The organism is Thermococcus sp. (genome assembly GCF_027012695.1).
GTDB lineage: Archaea > Methanobacteriota_B > Thermococci > Thermococcales > Thermococcaceae > Thermococcus.
Map to the genome: position 1 here is coordinate 1 of NZ_JALUYR010000089.1, position 16,727 is coordinate 16,727.

Annotated in this window: 21 protein-coding genes; 10 read left to right on the forward strand and 11 right to left on the reverse strand. The window is 55.9% G+C overall.

The features are described from left to right. From MV985_RS10160 to MV985_RS07340, 3 genes are all read right to left on the reverse strand, one after another. Nucleotides 1–121, reverse strand: a 121-nt coding sequence (locus tag MV985_RS10160) for a PIN domain-containing protein (protein ID WP_366085325.1), incomplete at its 3' end; no start/stop codon positions are given. Further along, nucleotides 118–360, reverse strand: a complete 243-nt coding sequence (locus MV985_RS07335) for a transcriptional regulator (protein WP_297464857.1) — start codon at nucleotides 358–360, stop codon at nucleotides 118–120. The genes MV985_RS07335 and MV985_RS10160, both read right to left, overlap by 4 nt. After that, on the reverse strand, nucleotides 335–523 hold the full coding sequence (locus tag MV985_RS07340) for a hypothetical protein (protein ID WP_297464859.1): 189 nt from the start codon (nucleotides 521–523) through the stop codon (nucleotides 335–337). The genes MV985_RS07335 and MV985_RS07340 overlap by 26 nt, the downstream gene beginning before the upstream one ends. 160 nt (nucleotides 524–683) lie before the next feature. Here MV985_RS07340 and MV985_RS07345 point away from each other — a divergent pair, with 160 nt between their 5' ends. After that, nucleotides 684–1,019, forward strand: a complete 336-nt coding sequence (locus tag MV985_RS07345; RefSeq protein WP_297464862.1) for a nascent polypeptide-associated complex protein — start codon at nucleotides 684–686, stop codon at nucleotides 1,017–1,019. Nucleotides 1,020–1,026: 7 nt separating this feature from the next. Here MV985_RS07345 and MV985_RS07350 read toward each other — a convergent pair whose 3' ends face one another. Continuing rightward, entirely contained in the window at nucleotides 1,027–1,389 is a 363-nt protein-coding gene (locus MV985_RS07350; RefSeq protein ID WP_297464891.1) for a carboxymuconolactone decarboxylase family protein, read from the reverse strand. A gap of 104 nt (nucleotides 1,390–1,493) precedes the next feature. Between MV985_RS07350 and hflX the strand changes: the two genes are divergently transcribed. Then, a complete protein-coding gene (gene hflX / locus MV985_RS07355; RefSeq protein ID WP_297464865.1) occupies nucleotides 1,494–2,822 on the forward strand; it encodes a GTPase HflX in 1,329 nt (442 codons plus the stop codon). Here the strand turns inward: hflX and MV985_RS07360 are convergent. After that, nucleotides 2,760–3,722: an inorganic phosphate transporter gene (locus tag MV985_RS07360; protein ID WP_297464867.1), complete on the reverse strand. Its 963-nt coding sequence runs from the start codon at nucleotides 3,720–3,722 to the stop codon at nucleotides 2,760–2,762. The genes hflX and MV985_RS07360 overlap by 63 nt on opposite strands. Nucleotides 3,723–3,943: 221 nt before the next feature. On the opposite strand from MV985_RS07360, the gene MV985_RS07365 reads away from it, so the two are divergent. The 7 genes from MV985_RS07365 to porB all read left to right on the forward strand — a co-directional run bounded on the left by MV985_RS07365 (nucleotide 3,944) and on the right by porB (nucleotide 9,570). Next, entirely contained in the window at nucleotides 3,944–4,501 is a 558-nt protein-coding gene (locus MV985_RS07365; protein WP_297464868.1) for a pyruvate/ketoisovalerate ferredoxin oxidoreductase subunit gamma, read from the forward strand. A 38-nt stretch (nucleotides 4,502–4,539) separates the two neighbouring features. Continuing rightward, a complete protein-coding gene (locus MV985_RS07370) occupies nucleotides 4,540–4,857 on the forward strand; it encodes a 3-methyl-2-oxobutanoate dehydrogenase subunit delta (RefSeq protein ID WP_297464893.1) in 318 nt (105 codons plus the stop codon). Between the two features lies 1 nt (nucleotide 4,858). After that, nucleotides 4,859–6,046 carry a transketolase C-terminal domain-containing protein gene (locus tag MV985_RS07375; RefSeq protein WP_297464870.1) on the forward strand — a complete coding sequence of 396 codons (1,188 nt, stop codon included), beginning with the start codon at nucleotides 4,859–4,861 and terminating at the stop codon, nucleotides 6,044–6,046. 5 nt (nucleotides 6,047–6,051) lie between these two features. After that, nucleotides 6,052–6,987, forward strand: coding sequence for a 3-methyl-2-oxobutanoate dehydrogenase subunit beta (locus MV985_RS07380; RefSeq protein ID WP_297464872.1), 936 nt, complete (start codon nucleotides 6,052–6,054; stop codon nucleotides 6,985–6,987). Between the two features lie 64 nt (nucleotides 6,988–7,051). Next, on the forward strand, nucleotides 7,052–7,369 hold the full coding sequence (porD, locus tag MV985_RS07385; protein WP_297464895.1) for a pyruvate synthase subunit PorD: 318 nt from the start codon (nucleotides 7,052–7,054) through the stop codon (nucleotides 7,367–7,369). A 10-nt stretch (nucleotides 7,370–7,379) separates the two neighbouring features. Next, nucleotides 7,380–8,564 carry a pyruvate synthase subunit PorA gene (porA, locus tag MV985_RS07390; RefSeq protein WP_297464873.1) on the forward strand — a complete coding sequence of 395 codons (1,185 nt, stop codon included), beginning with the start codon at nucleotides 7,380–7,382 and terminating at the stop codon, nucleotides 8,562–8,564. A gap of 10 nt (nucleotides 8,565–8,574) precedes the next feature. Next, nucleotides 8,575–9,570 carry a pyruvate synthase subunit PorB gene (porB, locus tag MV985_RS07395; RefSeq protein ID WP_297464876.1) on the forward strand — a complete coding sequence of 332 codons (996 nt, stop codon included), beginning with the start codon at nucleotides 8,575–8,577 and terminating at the stop codon, nucleotides 9,568–9,570. 20 nt (nucleotides 9,571–9,590) lie between these two features. Here the strand turns inward: porB and MV985_RS07400 are convergent, their stop codons facing one another. Together MV985_RS07400 and MV985_RS07405 are read right to left on the reverse strand one after the other, a co-directional pair. Further along, nucleotides 9,591–10,787, reverse strand: coding sequence for a cysteine desulfurase (locus tag MV985_RS07400; RefSeq protein ID WP_297464878.1), 1,197 nt, complete (start codon nucleotides 10,785–10,787; stop codon nucleotides 9,591–9,593). Beyond that, nucleotides 10,784–11,077, reverse strand: a complete 294-nt coding sequence (locus MV985_RS07405; RefSeq protein ID WP_297464897.1) for a hypothetical protein — start codon at nucleotides 11,075–11,077, stop codon at nucleotides 10,784–10,786. The genes MV985_RS07400 and MV985_RS07405 overlap by 4 nt, the downstream gene beginning before the upstream one ends. 341 nt (nucleotides 11,078–11,418) lie before the next feature. Here MV985_RS07405 and acs point away from each other — a divergent pair, with 341 nt between their 5' ends. Continuing rightward, nucleotides 11,419–13,359 (forward strand): acetate--CoA ligase, encoded by a 1,941-nt coding sequence (gene acs, locus MV985_RS07410; RefSeq protein ID WP_297464879.1) that lies wholly within the window; start codon nucleotides 11,419–11,421, stop codon nucleotides 13,357–13,359. A 47-nt stretch (nucleotides 13,360–13,406) separates the two neighbouring features. Here acs and hypE read toward each other — a convergent pair whose 3' ends face one another. The 4 genes from hypE to hypF all read right to left on the reverse strand — a co-directional run. Then, a complete protein-coding gene (gene hypE, locus MV985_RS07415; RefSeq protein WP_297464881.1) occupies nucleotides 13,407–14,423 on the reverse strand; it encodes a hydrogenase expression/formation protein HypE in 1,017 nt (338 codons plus the stop codon). A gap of 69 nt (nucleotides 14,424–14,492) precedes the next feature. After that, nucleotides 14,493–14,690, reverse strand: a complete 198-nt coding sequence (locus MV985_RS07420; RefSeq protein WP_297464883.1) for a HEPN domain-containing protein — start codon at nucleotides 14,688–14,690, stop codon at nucleotides 14,493–14,495. Beyond that, on the reverse strand, nucleotides 14,687–15,031 hold the full coding sequence (locus MV985_RS07425; protein ID WP_297464886.1) for a nucleotidyltransferase domain-containing protein: 345 nt from the start codon (nucleotides 15,029–15,031) through the stop codon (nucleotides 14,687–14,689). Before MV985_RS07425 ends, MV985_RS07420 begins: the two co-directional genes overlap by 4 nt. A gap of 16 nt (nucleotides 15,032–15,047) precedes the next feature. Beyond that, nucleotides 15,048–16,727: carbamoyltransferase HypF (hypF, locus tag MV985_RS07430; RefSeq protein WP_297464889.1), on the reverse strand; the 1,680-nt coding region annotated here is incomplete at its 5' end.

Here is a 16,727-nt window from a genome sequence, read left to right on the forward strand (position 1 = left end):
TTAGTGCCGAGGTAATCATCATGCCATAGTATTCTTCCAAAAGCTCTGTGGCCCTATCCGCGAACTCTGGGTTGTCAGTTAAATGATAGTAAATGACGTTGGTATCAACGTAAACCCTCAAAGTTCATCCCGCAGGAGCTTTTCGGTTTCCTCCTCAACGATCCTGTCCATCTCCTCGGCGGTCAGGCTCTCACCCTTGAAGATGCCTCTATACTTCATTAACTTCTCCCTCACGGGAATCAGGATTAACTTCCCCTCGTGCTCTTCGATGTAAAACTCTCTGGAGCGGAGCTTCTTCCTGATGCTGGTGGGAAGGTAGAGTCTGCCATTATCATCAAGCCTTGCAACTTCCACCGTCATGGTAAGGAATAAGGAATAAGGTTTTGGAAATAAATAATTTTGTGATGCTTCCAATAGACCTCACCACCCTCCTCGAGCTCCTCAAGCTTTTTTCCAGCTCCTTTTCCTTCCTCTCGGCGTATTGCTCCAGGTATGTGAAAAGCACCCAGAAAACGAGCAGCATAGCCCCGCTCCGAGAATGCCCAACGCTATCTGACGGTCGGTTGGGACGGTCTGGGGAAAGGGCACCACGAGCACCGATGGAGACTATACGTTGGAGGACTAAAGCTTTATCCTCCCAACCTTTTTAAGATCCCCTCCCAATTCTCCCCGGGTGATAAAAGATGATGGGAATGAACCCCAGGCAGATGAAGAAGCTCATGCGCCAGATGGGCATCAGGATGGAGGAGCTCGATGGCGTCAGGGAGGTTATCATACGGCTTGAGAACAGGGAGATAATCCTCAGGGACCCGGTGGTTACCGTGATAACCGCACAGGGTGAGAAGAGCTACCAGATCGTTCCGGGAAGTGAGGAGGTCAGGCCGGTAGTCAACATTTCGGAGGAGGACATAAGGCTCGTGATGGAGCAGGCCGGGGTGGACTACGACACCGCGAGAAAGGCCCTCATCGAGGCCAAGGGGGATCTGGCGGAGGCCATCCTCAGGCTGACGGAAGAATGAATGGTAACTACCTCCTCCCTCTTTTCTGGAAAGCCTCAATGGCCCTGGTGAGCGGTATGAGGTGCATCAAAGCAGGACCACCGGCCATGAGCACCGCGACGAGGCCAGCCTCGATCAGTTCCTCCTGCTTCGCTCCCGCCTCCAGGGCCTTCTGGGTATGGAGGTAAATACACCATTCGCATCCCTGGGCAATTCCGAGGGCTAAAGCGATTAGCTCCTTCTCGCGCGTTGTCAGGGCTCTGTTATCGAGGGTCTCCCTCAGAAAGCGCGAGAAGGCTGATATCTCCTTCGGGTGCTCCCTCCCAAGCTTCTCAAGAAGCTCCTCAATCTCAAGGAGTTTGACTTCAACGTCTCCCTTTTCCAAGATCATCACCGTTTCCACTTTCTCCGTGGAGCTTAAAGCCCTATCCAAAACCTCCGGTTGAAAACCGGCCGTTCCAAAAGGCTATAAACCCCCGGAAAAAAGTGAAACCGATGAGGGCGATAGGCGTCATAAGGAGATCAAGGCGCGAGAGGGTGAGCCGGGAGGAGTTTGAGGAGCTCCTGAAGAGCGCGGGTTACGAAGTTCTGGCGATAATGGAGCAGAACCGCGAGGAGCACCCAAAGTACAACATAGGGAAGGGGAAGCTTGAGGAGCTGAAGGAACTCGTCGAGGAGCTCGGACCGGATAAGGTGGTCTTCGCCAACCGGCTCTCCCCGAGCCAGGCCTACAACCTCTGGAAGGAGCTCAGGGTTGAGGTAATTGATCGGTGGCAGCTTGTCCTGGAGATATTCGAGAAGCGTGCCCACTCCAGGGAGGCCAAACTCCAGGTGGAGCTGGCTTCACTCCAGTACGAGGTTCCGCTCGTTAAGGAGGCCATAAGGAGGATAAAGCTCGGCGATAGAGCCGGCTTCAAGGGAATGGGTGAGTATCAGACGAGGCAGTACCTCAAGCATATCCGCTACCGGATGGGAAAGATAAGGAAGGAACTCGAAAGGATCAGGGCCGACAGGGAAGTCAAGAGGAAGAGGAGGGAGGAAGTAGGTTTCGTGCTCCTCGCTTTGGCGGGCTACACCAACGCGGGGAAGTCAACACTCCTGAACGCCTTGGCTGGAGAGGATATAGAGGCGAGGGACCAGATGTTCACGACTTTGGATACCACCACGAGGCGCTTCAGGCTCTCCGGGAAGAGGGTGCTCGTCACCGATACGGTTGGTTTCATAGACGGCCTGCCACCCTTTATCGTCGAGGCCTTCCACTCGACGCTCGAGGAGATAGTGAAGGCAGACGTAATCCTTCTCGTTCTCGATGTCAGCGAACCCTGGGGAGAGATAAGGAGGAAGTTCCTGGCATCGCTAAACGTCCTCAGGGAGCTGAAGGCCCTTGACAAACCGATGGTGGTTGTGCTCAACAAGGTTGACCTGACGGGCGAGGAGGACGTGAAGGATAAGGCGGAAAGAATCGAGAGAATAATCGAGGAGCGCGGTGTGACCGTTTCCCGTGTCGTCTCGATATCTGCCAAGCTCGGCCAGCTCGATGGGCTCTACGATGCCCTGGAGGAGGTCATACTGACCCTCCCAAAGTACGCCCCCTTCGAGATAACCGTTGACGAGCCGGAGAAAGTTCCCCAGGTTATGGCGCTGATAAACGCCATAGGAGAGGTTCTCAGCGTGGAGTACGGCGAGAGGACGAGGGTGGAAGCGTACGTCCAGACGGGGATGATAAAGGAACTGACGAGACTCGGAGTCGGGATAAAGAGACTAAACCAGTCCGACCAGGGCGAAGGCCTTGAAGATGGCCAGCGCTATGATGATGGCCGTTAGGGGCGTGGCAACCCATCCAAAGACTATATCCCTTATCACGGACTTCTCCACGCCCTCGCCCGCTAGAAGGCCGACGCCGACAACACCACCGACTATGGACTGGCTCGAGCTCACCGGGAGGCCGAAGAAGTTGGCCAGGCTCACCGCTATGGCTGAGCCGAACTGGGCAGCGAAGGCCGAAATCGGCCCGAGGGCGGTTATTTTCTTCCCAACGGTGTGCATAACGGCATAGCTAAAGGTAAGGGCACCAACGGAGAGGGCTATCGCCCCGAAGATCCCGGCCACCTTTGGCTCCATAAAGCCAGCCCCAACGAGCGGCCCCGAGGCGTTCGCAACCTCGTTCGTTCCGAAGTTGAAGGCCATGTAGGAACCGCCGAGTATTGCTAGGGCCTTGTAGAGGGCCTCTATCGTCGAGACGCTCTTCATCCTCGATACGACCCAGGAGTAGAACCGGTAGAGGACCATGGCGAGTATCCCTGAGAGGATGGGGGAAACCACCCAGGCGGCGGCTATCTTTCCGAGGGTAAACCAGTTGACCGGAGCGCTCGTTGCGAGACCGACGCCTATGACACCACCCACTATGGCCTGGGTGGTTGAGACGGGAAGGCCCTTCACGGTCGCTATCGTCACCCAGACACCGGCCGCCAGAAGCGCTATGATCGCCATCTCCATCGTGAGATAGCCCTCGGGCACAATGCCCTCGCCAACGGTCTTCATAACCTTATAACCCTTCAGGTAAGCTCCAAGGAGCACGAAGATGGCTATCGTAAGCGTTGCCTGGCGGAAGCTCAGTATACCCGCGCCGACGGCCGTTCCCATCGCATTGGCGGAATCATTCGAGCCTATGTTCCACGCGATGTAAAATGCCACCGATATCGCCGCCAGCGCGAGTCCATCCATTTCGATCACCGGTATATAGTCTATATACCCGCGTATAGCCCGGCGTTTAAAAATTTAGCGGACGAAGTTTTTTCGGGAAACGATGCCCTCTTCCAGCCAGTGGGGGCTGATAACGTCCAGCCCTACCCAAAGACACCTGCCGAAGGGACCTTAAGTTAATACCGAAACTTAAATAAATGCACTGGACGAATAAAGTCTGAAAAACCCAAGGAGGCGGGAAGATGATCGAGATTCGTTTTCACGGAAGGGGTGGACAGGGTGCAGTTACTGCCGCCAACATACTAGCCTCTGCGGCCTTCAAACAGGGCAAGTACGTCCAGGCGTTTCCCTTCTTTGGTGTTGAGAGGCGTGGAGCGCCGGTTACGGCCTTTACGAGGATAGACGACAAGCCCATCAGGATAAAGACCCAGATCTACGAGCCGGACATAGTCGTCGTCCTCGACCCGAGCCTTCTCGACACCGTTGACGTTACAGCGGGCCTCAAGGACGATGGGACGGTTATAGTCAACACGGAGAAGAGCAAGGAGGAGGTTCTCGAGAAGCTCAAGAAGAAACCCAAGAAGCTCGCCCTCGTCGACGCAACGACGATAGCGCTCGAGATCCTTGGCCTTCCGATCACCAATACTGCCATCCTCGGTGCCGTCGCCAAGGCCACCGGGATAGTTGAACTGCGCTACATCCAGGAGGCCATCAAGGAAACCTTCTCGGGAGCGCTGGGCGAGAAGAACGCCAGGGCCGCCGAAGAGGCCTTCAACAGGACCGTCGTTTACGAGCTCTGATCTTCTTTCACTTACTTCCTCATCCCGGGGTGATGAAGTTGAACACGCTGTTTGGTGAAAAAAAGGAGCGGGCCACCAAGATCGTCCTCAGGAGTGTGGACGAGTATCCGGAGGCCCCGATCAGCCTTGGAACTACCCTCAGCAACTTCACCGGTTCCTGGAGAACTTTCATACCCATAGTGAACGAGGACAAGTGCGTTAAGTGCTACATCTGCTGGAAGTTCTGTCCTGAGCCTGCCATCTACATAAAGGAAGACGGCTACGTGGCCATAGACTACGACTACTGTAAGGGCTGCGGCATCTGTGCCAACGAGTGCCCGACGAATGCTATAACAATGGAGAAGGAGGAGAAGTGATATGGCCGAGTACAAACCCATTCGGAAGGTCGTGAGCGGCAACTACGCGGCCGCTTACGCGGTTAAACACGCCCGGGTCCAGGTGGTTGCCGCCTATCCTATCACGCCCCAGACGAGCATCATTGAGAAGATAGCCGAGTTCATAGCCAACGGGGAAGCGGATATCCAGTACGTCCCGGTTGAGAGCGAGCACTCCGCCATGGCCGCCACCATCGGAGCCTCCGCCACGGGCGCGAGGGCCTTTACAGCTACCGCCTCCCAGGGCCTTGCTCTGATGCACGAGATGCTCCACTGGGCGAGCGGTGCGAGATTGCCCATAGTCATGGTCGAGGTCAACAGGGCCCTTGCTCCGCCGTGGAGCGTCTGGGACGATCAGACGGACAGTCTGGCGCAGAGGGACACGGGCTGGATGCAGTTCTATGCCGAGAACAACCAGGAGGTTTACGACGGCGTCCTGATGGCGTTTAAGATAGCCGAGCAGGTTAACGTCCCGATAATGGTCATCGAGAGCGCCTTCATTCTGAGCCACACCTACGACGTCGTCGAGATGATCCCGCAGGAGCTGGTTGATGAATTCCTCCCACCTAGGAAGCCCCTCTACACCCTCACCGACTTCGACAACCCGAAGGCCATAGGCGCCCTCGCGACTCCCGACGACTACTACGAGTTCCGCTACAAGTTAGCTAAAGCCCACGAGGAGGCCAAAAAGATCATCAAGGACGTTGGTAAAGAGTTTGGCGAGCGCTTTGGACGGGATTACAGCGACATGATAGAGAAGTACCGCACGGACGATGCGGACTTCATATTCCTCGGCATGGGCTCCCTGATGGGAACCGTCAAGGAAGCCGTTGACCGCCTCAGGGACGAGGGCTACAAAGTAGGAGCCGCCAAGGTCCGCTGGTTCAGGCCGTTCCCGAAGGAAGAACTCTACGAGCTGGCCAAAAAGGTCGACGGCATAGCCGTCGTGGACAGGAACTTCTCCTTCGGCCAGGAGGGTATACTGTTTACCGAGGCCAAGGGCGCGCTCTACAACACCAGCGCGAGGCCGCTCATGAAGAATTACATCGTCGGACTTGGTGGAAGGGACTTTACCCTCAACGACGTCAGGAAGATAGCGGAGGACATGAAGGGCCTCATCGAGAGGGGCGAGCTTGATGAAGAGGTGGAGTGGTACCACCTTAAGAGGTGAGAAAGATGGAGATTCCAGAGAGCGTTAAGAAGAGGCTTACCCTTCCCGCGGAGGAGTACTTCTACGCCGGACACACGGCCTGTCAGGGCTGCGGTGCCTCACTCGGCCTCCGCTACGTCCTCAAGGCCTACGGCAGGAAGACGATAGTGACCATCCCCGCCTGCTGTTCGACCATCATAGCCGGTGCCTGGCCATACTCAACCCTGGACGTTCCCCTGTTCCACACCGCTTTTGCAACAACCGGAGCGGTTATAAGCGGAATTGAAGCGGCTCTGAAGGCCATGGGCTACAAGGTCAAGGGAGAAGATGGAGTCATGGTCGTCGGCTGGGCCGGCGACGGTGGAACCGCCGACATAGGCCTTCAGGCCCTGAGCGGTTTCCTTGAGAGGGGACATGACGCGGTCTACATCATGTACGACAACGAGGCTTACATGAACACCGGAATCCAGAGGAGCGGTTCTACCCCCTACGGTGCCTGGACCACCAACACACCGGGAGGAAAGAGGCACTTCTTAGAGAAGAGGCACAAGAAGAAGGTCATCGACATCGTCATAGCCCACGAGATTCCTTACGCAGCAACGGCAAGTGTTGCCTATCCGGAGGACTTCATCAGGAAGCTCAAGAAGGCTCGGAATATTCCGGGACCGAGTTTCATCCAGCTCTTCGCGCCGTGCCCGACCGGATGGCGCTCACCAACCGACAAGAGCATCGAGATAGCCCGCTTGGCGGTTCAGACGGCTTACTTCCCGCTCTTCGAGTACGAGAACGGCAAGTATAAGATAAACATGCCCAACCCGAAGAAGGAGCCGAAGCCGATAGAGGAGTTCCTCAAACTACAGGGTCGCTTTAAGTACATGACGAAGGAGGACGTCCAGATCCTCCAGGAGTGGGTCAACCGCCAGTGGGAGAAGCTCAAGAAGCTCGCCGAGGTCTTTGGCTGACCTTTCCATTTTTGTCCACGCAAAGTTTAAGTTTCCCGCTGATAACTCACCCGAGGTGATAAGAATGGCTGAGAGTCCGTTTAAGGCCGATATTGAGAGGGTTCAGAAGGAGTACAGCGAAAAGATGACACCGGGGGCGATCGTTTACATACCCGGAAGCAGTGTCGTCAACAAGACCGGTTCCTGGAGGGTTTTCATGCCCGATTTCAACAGGGACAAGTGCGTCCGCTGCTACCTCTGCTACATCTACTGCCCGGAGCCCGCTATATACCTGGATGAAGAGAACTACCCGGTCTTTGACTACGACTACTGTAAGGGATGTGGAATCTGCGCCAACGAGTGCCCAGTTGATGCCATAGTTATGGTTAGGGAGAGCAAGTGAGGTGGTGAAAATGCCGATAAGAACCGTAATGAAGGCCAACGAGGCGGCCGCCTGGGCCGCTAGGCTCGCAAGGCCGAAGGTAATAGCGGCTTTCCCGATTACGCCCTCGACCCTCATCCCGGAGAAGATAAGCGAGTTCGTAGCGAACGGCGAGCTCGATGCGGAGTTCATCAAGGTTGAGAGCGAGCACTCAGCGATCTCAGCCTGCGTCGGTGCCTCAGCGGCCGGTGTTAGAACCTTCACCGCTACCGCTTCCCAGGGTCTGGCTCTGATGCACGAGGTCCTCTTCATAGCCGCGGGAATGCGCCTTCCGATAGTCGTCGCCGTCGGAAACCGTGCCCTCTCCGCCCCGATCAACATCTGGAACGACTGGCAGGACAGCATAAGCCAGCGCGACACCGGATGGCTTCAGTTCTACGCCGAGAACAACCAGGAAGCACTCGATTTGATACTCATAGCCTTCAAGGTTGCCGAGGACGAGCGCGTTCTCCTTCCGGCCATGGTCGGCTTTGATGCGTTCATCCTGACCCACACGGTTGAGCCGGTTGAGATACCCGACCAGGAGGTAGTTGACGAGTTCCTTGGCGAGTACGAGCCGAAGCACGCCTACCTAGACCCGGCTAGACCGATAACCCAGGGTACCTTAGCGTTCCCGGCCCACTACATGGAGGCCCGCTACACCCTCTGGGAGGCCAACGAGAACGCCAAGAAGGTCATTGACGAGGTCTTCGCGGAGTTTGAGAAGCGCTTTGGCAGGAAGTACCAGAAGATAGAGGAGTACAGAACTGACGATGCTGAGATAATCTTCGTCACCATGGGTTCCTTAGCAGGAACCGTCAAGGAGTACGTTGACCACCTCAGGGAGAAGGGCATTAAAGCTGGAGCCGCTAAGCTCACCGTCTACAGGCCGTTCCCGGTTGAAGAAGTTAGAGAGCTGGCGAAGAAGGCGAAAGTTCTCGCTTTGCTCGAGAAGAACGTCACCTTCAGCGTCGGCGGAGCCCTCTTCCAGGACTTCAGCAGGGCTTTGATCAACGAAAAGGAGAGGCCAATCATAGTGGACTTCATCCTCGGCCTCGGTGGCAGGGACGTTACCTTCAAGGACCTCGACGAGGCTTTGGCCATAGCACAGAAGGCCCTCGCTGGAGAGGAGTTTGATGAGGTCAACTGGATAGGCCTTAGGAAGGAGATACTGTGAGGTGAGGAAGATGGCCGTGAGGAAACCCCCGATTACCACTCGCGAGTACTGGGCGCCTGGACACGCCGCCTGTGCCGGCTGTGGCTGTGCCACCGCTCTCAAATTAGCAACCAAGGCCTTCAGCGAGGCCATGGAGGAGAAGTTCGGTGATCCAAACGCATTCGCCATAGCCCAGGCCACCGGATGTATGGAGGTCGTTTCCGCGGTATTCCCGTACACCGCCTGGAAGGCTCCGTGGGTTCACGTGGCCTTTGAGAACGCGGCCGCGGTTGCGAGCGGTGTTGAAGCTGCCTGGAAGAAGAAGGGACAGAAGGGCAAGATATTAGCTATAGGCGGTGACGGTGGTACCGCTGATATCGGCCTTCAGGCCCTCTCCGGAATGCTTGAGAGAAGGCACAACGTGGTCTATTTGATGTACGACAACGAGGCCTACATGAACACCGGAATCCAGCGTTCAAGCTCGACCCCCTACGGAGCCTGGACAACCACAAGCCCGCCCGGTAAGTACTCCATCGGTGAGGACAAGCCCAAGAAGTGGGTTGCCCTCATCGCTGCAGCTCACCAGATACCCTACGTGGCAACGGCGAGCATAGGCAACCCCTTCGACTTCGTCAAGAAGATGAAGAAGGCCGCTAAGCTTGAGGGTCCGGCATTCGTGCAGGTCCACTGTACCTGCCCGACCGGATGGAAGAGCCCGCTCGAGAAGGGCGTTGAGATAGCCAGACTCGCCATCGAGACCGGCGTCTGGCCGCTCTTCGAGATCGAGAACGGCGACTTCTTCAACATCAAGATACAGTCCCCGGGAGGAGGCGCCAAGGTCAAGCGCGAGGGCGGTAAAGTTGTTGCCATCGAGTTCAAGAAGCCCATCGAGGAGTACCTTAAGTTGCAGGGCAGGTTCAAGCACCTCTTCAAGAGGCCGGAAGCGATAGACGAGATGCGCGAGCAGATCAAGGCCATGTGGAAGCTCCTCGGTGTCGACGTCACCCTCCCGAAGCCGGAGGAGTGATTTCCTCTTTTCTTCCGTTTTCATTCGAGGTTTCTCAGGAGATCTTCCATCACTCCCAAAAATATCTCGACCTCCTCAACGCTGTTGTAGACGTGGACCGAAGCCCTGACGGTGCCGTTTATCCCGAGCTTTTTTATAACCGGCAGGGCGCAGTGGTGGCCGCTCCTCACCATGATGTTTCTCTCATCCAGTATCGCCGCAACGTCGTGGGGATGGAGCGGTGGAACGTTGAAGCTCACAACTCCGGCGTGCTTCTTAAGGTCCCTCGGCCCGTACCACGGGACTTCGAGCTCGTCAAGACCTTCGGTGATACGCTTCACGAGCTTTCTCTCCTGGCTCTCGATCCTATCGAGCCCTATCTTCTGGATATAGCGTATTCCAGCCGCCAAACCTATCGCCCCGCCGATGTTCGGCGTTCCCGCCTCGAAGCGCTCCGGAGGCTCGGCAGGCATGTAACCGTCAAGGTCAACGTCCTCAATCGTTCCCCCGCCGATCAAGGGCGGTTCAAAAACCTCAAAGAACTCCTCGTTAATGTAGAGCACCCCTATCCCGGTGGGCCCCATCGGCCCCTTGTGACCTGAAAACGCTAAAAAGTCCGCCTCCAGTTTCCTCACGTCAACTTCCATGTGGCCGGCGCTTTGGGCCGCGTCAACAACGAAGATTGCCCCTTCCTCCTCGGCCATTTTGCCGAGCTCCTCGACCTCATGGATAACGCCGAGTGCATTGGAGACGTGCTGAACCGCCACCAATTTTGCCCCCCTTATCTTCCTCTCGGCGTCGCTTAAATCCAGGTTGCCCCCGTCATCCCCTTCTATGAACTCCAGCCTCAGGCCCTTTTTCCCTGCCAGCCTCTGCCAGGGGAGCAGATCCGAGTGGTGCTCGTAGGGGGTCGTCACTATCCTGTCCCCAGGTCTGAAGATGTCCTCCATCCCAAGGGCAACCAGGTTTAGGCTTTCGCTCGTGTTCTTGGTAAAAACCACCTCCTCGAACCTCGCGTTGATGAAGTCAGCAACAACCTTCCTGCTCTCCTCGTATTTGTGCGTCGCCATCTGGGAGAGCCTGTGAACACCTCGGTGGACGTTGGCGCGGTATCTGAGATAATACTCGTCCATGGCCTCGATTACGGGCTTCGGCGTGAGCGAAGTTGCCGTGTTGTCGAAGTAGATGACCTCGCTCGTGAGCGGGATGTCCCTCCTAACGTCTTCCGGAATCCTCACGATACCACCTCCAGAATCCCGGCGCAGTCGTAAACGGCCCTCGCCAGCTCCGCCCCCTTCTTCGCGTCGTCGAGAAGTTTGATTATTATCTTCCCGCTCGGATAGACGCTCACCTCGTAGTTTTCAATCTCAACGATGAGCATCATGCCGGGGATGAGCTTTTTGACTGCATGACCTCTCACCTTAAGGCATTCCGCGGTTTTCCTCAGGTTCACCTTCACCGGCCTCTCCCAGGAGTAGCCGCTTATGACGATGCCCTTCATTGTGACGCAGGGCTTTGAGACAATCATCCCTACCACCGTTTTTATCTTCGCGGGGGCGTTTATACGGCTTTTTTGAACCCTTGGTTGGGAACCCCGGGAAGTGCACCTGGCTTTTGTATATTGGCCAAACGTCTCTCCCATGTCTGCTCTTTTGCACACATTCCGGAGACCAAACCGAATTATTACCTGCCCCCTCCCGAGACCGGCTGTAGAACGGCCTTTTCCCGGACTGTTGCCCCTTTTTCAACCTCCCCTGTCCGCGACCACGCAGCAGGAGGGAGTTAGTCAATCGACGATTATCATTTTGACAATAGCCGAAAAAATTTTAAGGGAATCCAACGTCTTTCCCGAAAAATCGGGTGGTTGCCATGCAGGTTGGCGAAGGATTTTTAAAGGAGCGCTACATTCCCCTGCAGGCCTTTCGGGAGGAGCACAGGAAGTCCATCGAGAACCTTGAGGAGTTCTGGGCGGAGCAGGCTAAGGTGGTGGACTGGTTCAAGACGTGGGAGAAAGTTCTCGACGACTCAAATGCCCCGTTCTTCCGCTGGTTCGTTGGAGGGGAGCTGAACGCGAGCTACAACGCCCTGGACAGGCACATAAAGGCCGGAAAGAGGAACAGGGCGGCAATAATCTGGGAGAGCGAAAAAGGAGAAACGAGAACCCTAACTTACTACGAGCTTTACCGCGAGGTTAACCGCTTTGCATCCGCGCTGAAAAACCTCGGAGTTGGCAAGGGCGATAGAATAATAATCTACATGCCCCTCGTTCCCGAGGTCGTCATAGCGATGCTCGCCAGCGCGAGGATCGGGGCTATCCACAGCGTCGTCTTCTCCGGATTTTCGGCGGAGGCCTTAGCCACGAGGATAAACGACGCAAAAGCCAAGGTGGTAATTACAGCGGACTACCTCTACAGGCGCGGAAAGAAGCTGAATCTCAAGGAGATTGTTGACAAGGCCCTCGTTGAGACGCCCAGCGTTGAAAGTGTTGTCGTTCTTAGGAGGGAAGAAAACGGCGTCAACATGGTAGAGGGAAGGGACTACTACTGGCACAACCTCCTTGAGGGGGCCGAGAAGTACGTTGAACCCGTTCCGGTCGAGAGCAACCACCCGCTGTTCATCCTCTACACGAGCGGAACGACCGGAACGCCGAAGGGCATAATCCACTCCACCGGTGGCTACCTCGTTTACGTTGCAAAGACGATGCAGTGGGCCTGGGGAATACGGGAGGACGACCTCTTCTGGAACACCGCCGATGTCGGCTGGATTACGGGGCACAGCTATCTCGTCTATGGCCCGCTGACGCTCGGCCTGACGGTGATGATGTACGAGGGCGCGCTCAACTATCCGAGGCCCGACAGGCCCTGGGAGATAATCGAGAAGCACGGGGTTACGATATTCTACACCGCGCCGACGGCGATAAGGATGCTCATGCGCTATGGAGATGAGTGGGTGAAGAAGCATGACCTCTCAAGTCTCCGTCTCCTCGGTTCCGTCGGAGAGCCGATCAACCCCGGCGCTTGGAAGTGGTACTACGAAGTCGTCGGAGGAAAGCGCTGTCCAGTCATAGACACCTGGTGGCAGACGGAGACGGGCGGCTACATGATCTACCCCTCGGCGGGAATACAGCTGCCCCCGCTCAAGCCCGGATCCGCAACATTCCCGGGGCTTGGAGTTGATGCTGACGTTTTCAAAGCCGATGGAACACCGGCAAAGCCTAACGAGCGTGGCTACCTCGTGATAAAGAAGCCATGGCCCGGGATGCTCCTCGGAATCTGGGGGGACGACGAGCGCTACATAAGGACCTACTGGCAGCGCTTCAGCAAACCTGATGAAGGAGTCTGGATTTACTATCCTGCCGACTACGCGATGAAGGACGATGAGGGCTACTTCTGGATATTCGGCAGGGCAGACGAGGTTCTCAACGTCTCCGGCCACAGGATCGGAACGGCAGAGATAGAGCATGTTTTAGTTCTTCACCCTGCGGTAGCGGAAGCGGCAGTAATGGGCAGGCCCGACGAGATAAAGGGTGAAGTGCCGGTTGCCTTCGTAATACTCAAGGCCGATTACGCCCCGACCGAGAGGCTGAAGAAGGAGCTGATAGACTACGTCAGGGAAACCCTCGGACCGATAGCGGCTCCCGCCGAGGTCTTCTTCGTCAACAAACTGCCGAAGACGAGGAGCGGGAAGATAATGCGCCGTGTTCTCAAAGCACTCGCAAGCGGAAAGAGCCTCGGCGACCTCTCAACGCTTGAGGACGAGGCTAGCGTTGAGGAGGTGAAGAAAGCACTTGAAGGCTTCGAGATGCGCTGAATGGCTTTTCTTTTACTTCTCCCTATTAGCCAAAAGAAAGGGAAAAGTCAGCATATCCTCGGCACTGGGTCGCCTTCGGGAGGCTCCATAAAGCGCTTCCCGCCGATTCCCGTCTCAAGGATGACCTTCCCTCTGTACTCCTCTATTACCTCGCCGATTATCGCGGCGTTTTTCCCCTTTTCGGTTTTCTTCATCGCTTCCAGTGCATCCTCCGCGTACTCCCTCGCTACCACCATCACTACCTTGCCCTCATTGGCAACATCGTAGGGACTTATGCCGAGCATCTCGCTCGCGGCCCTTACCTCGGGCCTTATCGGGATGTCGCTCTCCTTAACGAGGATTCCGACGTTGCTCTTACGGGCAATCTCGTTGAGCGCGTTGCTCAAACCGGCCCTCGTTGGGTCCTTCATGGCGTGGATGTTCTCCCAGCCTATTTCATCGGCGACGGCTTTAACGACGTCCCATATAGGCGCGACGTCGCTCTTCAGCTCGGTCTCAAAGGCTATGCCCTCGCGGTGGCTCATCAGCGCTATCCCGTGGTCTCCTATCGTCCCGCTGACCAAAACTATATCGCCAGCCTTAGCTCCGGCGTCGCTTATTGGCCTCTCGGCTATGCCAATTGCGGCGGTTATTACGAACATCTCTATGGGCTCTTCAACGACCTTTGTGTCTCCAGTGACTATCGGGACGGGGACTTCTTTAGCCGTTTCATCCATCGAGCGGAGAACCCTCTCAAGGACTTCCATATCGAAACCTTCTCCAATTATCATCGAGTTGGCTAACGCGAGCGGCTCCGCCCCCATGACGGCCAGGTCGTTCACCGTCCCGCTGACCGCCAAGCGCCCGATGTCCCCTCCCGGGAAGAAGAGGGGCTTTACCGTATGGCCGTCTATGGTGAAGACGATGTGCTTATCGCCAAAGGGTATCGTCGCCCCGTCGTCCAGTGCATCAAGTCCGATTCCACCGGCGCTCTTGAGGGTCAGCGTTTTGAGTATCACGTCCCTCAAAAGCTCCTCCATTATTTCTCCACCGGCTCCGTGTTCGAGCTTTATTTTTTCTCCCATCTTCAACCCTCCAAAGGCCCTTTTCGCGAAGGTAACCAAGGGTAAAGTCCAAAAACTCCCGGGCACGCCTTATGTTCTCGCTCGCTTCCTCCTCGGTGATATCTTGGAGGCACTTATGCCCTTTGTGAGCAGAATTGCCTCGGCACAGTAGAACATGGTGTAGTAAGCTCTTGAGAGTACAAAACCATAGAAACCCTTTTCCAGCAGGGCTTTGGCTGCTTCAAGGCTCTCCTCGGCCTTTTTTATTATGTCCCCGTATCTGCTCATACCTTTATCCCCTCCGCATAAACCCTTTGAATCAGCGGGTCGTGTTCCATTCTGGAATTCAGCGGATAGACGATGAGGGAAATAACGATGCCCTTCTCAAGCACGTACTTTCCGGTGATCTCATTCAGTCCGTCACGCTCCTCAAGGCTCAAATGTCTCCTGGTTACCAGCATAACGTCAACGTCGCTCCCCTCGCTGGCCTCGCCCCTTGCGTAGGAACCGAAGAGGATAACCTCGACTAGATCATCTCCGAGTATCTCCTTCAGCTTCCCTTTACCTCCCTCAGGATTTCGAGGAGTTCGTCCTTCGGAATGACGGGCATCGTTCTTCCTCCGGTACAACTTCGGCGTTTAAACCTTACATTATCAGGTCCTCCTTACTGAGATAGCCCTCAATGTAGAGGCCACCGAGGAAGGCCTGGCCGACGTTTATTCCGTTGTCCCCGCGCGGAACTTCCGTCGTAACTTGGAACCTCAATCCGGAGGCTTCGACGACCTTCCTTATTGTCTTCACGATAAGCCCGTTGTAGGAAACTCCACCGCTTACTGCAACATCCTTAACGCCGAACTCCCTCGCTTTCTCTACGGCAGTTTCTGCAAAGGCCCTCGCGAGTGTCAGATGAGCCGAATACGCTATGTCCGCCGGCGATGCCCCATCCATGACCTCAAGCGCCCCAGCGAACAGCCCTTCAATCTTTATCAGGTCTTCATCAACCGGAATTTCGAACTTCAGGTCGTTCTTGCCCTTCATCGCAAAGCTCTCCAGCTTCATCGCTGGCTCGCCCTCGTAGTGCCTCCTGTAGGCGACGTTGAGCAGGACGGCTAATGCATCGAGAACCCTTCCCGTCGAGGATGCGTAGGCAGTGTTCACCCCCTTGGCGAGCTGGTTGAGGATAACGCTGAACTCGACCTTCCCGTACTTGAGGCTTTCAACGGCCTTTGGACAGCATTTCCTGATGACCCCCTCGAGTTCCTCGACGGGATAAACCCTGCTGAGAATTCCTATCAATGCCCTCAGCGGGTAATAGCTCGCCAAATCACCGCCGGGAAGCGGGTAGTAGTCTATATGGGCTAACCTCTCAACGTCCTCGTAGCTCAGGTAGAGAACCTCACCGCCCCAGACGTTCCCGTCGGTTCCGTAGCCGACTCCGTCGAGGGCTATCCCAACGGCGGATTCGAGGTTTTTCTCCGCCAAAACGCTCGCTATATGCGAGTAGTGGTGCTGAACCTGGAGAAGCTCAACACCCATCTCGCTGGCAAGCTCCATCGCCAATTTCGTCGTGTTATAAGCTGGATGGAGGTCGGCTATGATTAAATCGAAGTCTTTAACGCGGAGAATTCTCTTGAAGTGCTCTATGGCTTTCCTCATGAACTCCAGAACCTCGAGCTTTCCGGTGTTGCCTATGTACTGGCTCGGGTAGACTTTCCCGTTCTTTGCAACGCCGAAGGCGTTCATAAGCTCCGCTCCAACGGCCAAGCCGCGGTAGTCGAAGGGGATCTCTATCGGCAGCGGCACGAAACCTCTGCTTCTCCTTATCACCGCCCTCCTCCCGTCAACGAAGCGAACAACGCTGTCATCAGCGCGGTTTAGTATCTCCCTGTTGTGCAGGAGGAGGTAGTCTGCCATTTCCCTGAGTTCTTCAAATGCCCTCTCGTTGTCCTTGACCATGGGCATTCCGGGATAATTGGCCGAGGTCATCACGTAGACCTTACTCCTGCTCCAGTGGAATAGTATGTAGTGCGTTCCCGCGTAGGGGAGCATGACGCCAATCGTGTGAAGGCCCGGTGCGAGGTTCTCGGGCAGGGGGAAGGGTTCTCTCCTGCGGAGCGTTATTATCGGCCTCCTATAACTTGTGAGTTCCTCTTCCTCCTCTTTACTCACATAGGCGAAACTCTTGACGGTCTCAAGGCTGTCGGCCATTATTGCGAAGGGCTTCTGTGGTCTGAAGGTTCTCTTCCTCAGCTCGGCAACGGCCTCTTCATTGGCCGCGTCGCACGCCAGGTGAATGCCTCCGATTCCCTTTATCGCCACTATGTG